A 1568-nucleotide genomic window follows, 5' to 3' on the forward strand; every position below is an offset into this window, starting at 1 on the left:
GTCGTGGCCCGCCAGATCGCCCTGACGCAGTTTGTCGAAGGCCCCTTCGGCGATTTCCGAAGTCAGGGCGCAGTCCCGACCGTTCAGGTCGGCCAAGCGGCGGATCAGGTCGGTCGTCGGTTGCAAGGTTGTGGAAAGCGTCGCCAGCACACCGATCCGCGGGCCGTGGCCAAGGGCGGCCAGCGCCATGCCCTCGTCGATGCGGAACATGGGCACCGGGCATAGTGGCCGCGCCGCATCGACGGCGGGCCCCAGCGAAGAACAGGTGACGATGATCGCCTGCGCGCCCGCGTCGACGGCGGACCAGACCATGCCGGTCATGCGCCGCATGGTCGATTGGGAAAGGCTGCCTTGCCGGATGGTGGTTTGCAGCAGGCTTTCATCCAGCATGTTGAAACCTTGCCACTGCGGAAGATGCTGCTTGGCAAGGGCGTCAAACACCGTGATCAGCCCCGATACCGTGTGGATCATCGCCAGCCCCGGAGGTGTCGGCGCGGACAGTACTGCCGCCATGGTGGGCCCTTTCCTGATTCTGTGCGAGCGACTCGCAAAGGTCTGTCGGCCTTCCGACCATGACAGCGCTGTCAATTCTGCGTTGTGGACGTAGATTTTGCAACCGCACATCCGTCGCTTGCCGCGGAATTTCCGCGATGCGGCCAAAAAACGACAATAGAAGTGTCGCAAGATGCCCGTTTTTCCAGATTTACCCAATTGACTTCCCGAGGCGTTCACCAGAGAAATGACAGCGTTGCCATTTCTTGCTGGGGAACCGCGAAATGCGTCGGAGCAGCACCGGAAGAGCCTCGATGAATGCACAGCCAGGCGGCCTGCCGCACCGCAGCGGGCCTGTTAACGGACCTCGGCTGACCAATGGAATATCTGGGGAGGAACCTGAATGTCCGTATCTGCCAACAAGACGACACCATCGGAAGCGCCGCCCTCGGCCTTCTGGAACAGCGTGAAGCAGCTGCGCAATGTCCGCGAGGTGAACGTTCTGGTTGCGATGATCATCGTCGGCGCGATGATCAGCCTTTACACTCCCTACTTCCTGACCACGAACAACCTGATGGGCGTGTTCCGCGCCTTTTCGTTGACCGCGATCATGAGCATCGGGATGGTCATGGTGATCATCACGGGCGGCATTGATCTGTCGGTCGGTTCGGCCATGGGCCTGGCCTCGCTGGTGACGGCGCTGGGGTTTGACGCGGGATATTCTGAAGCCGCAAGCATTGCCGCAGGCATCGCCGTGGGCGTCAGCTTTGGTCTGGTCAACGGGCTTTTGATCACGGCAATCGGTCTGCCGCCTTTTATTGCCACGCTCGGGACGCTCAGCATCGGGCGCGGCCTGATGTACATGATCACCCACGGCGTGCCGGTCACGCCCGACACGCCGGACAGCTTTGCCGTACTGGGTCAGGGCTATGTCGGCCGGGTTCCGGTGCCGGTGGTCATTATGGTGGTGCTGATGGTGATCTTTGCCCTGATCATGCGCCGCACCCGGTTTGGCCGCCATGTCTATGCCACGGGCGGCAACGAACACGCCGCGCGCCTGTCTGGCGTCAAGACTC

General features: G+C 61.9%; 2 protein-coding genes. One reads left to right on the plus strand and one right to left on the minus strand.

The window, feature by feature from the left end:
* On the minus strand, window positions 1-513 hold a 513-nt coding region (locus AC1DVR_RS23315; protein WP_478003010.1), incomplete at its 3' end, for an aspartate/glutamate racemase family protein.
* A 382-nt stretch (window positions 514-895) separates the two neighbouring features.
* Between AC1DVR_RS23315 and AC1DVR_RS23320 the strand changes: the two genes are divergently transcribed.
* Window positions 896-1568 (plus strand): ABC transporter permease (locus tag AC1DVR_RS23320; protein ID WP_478003011.1); only part of this gene is annotated, 673 nt, incomplete at its 3' end.

The organism is Rhodobacter sp. P2_H5, assembly GCF_056403335.1.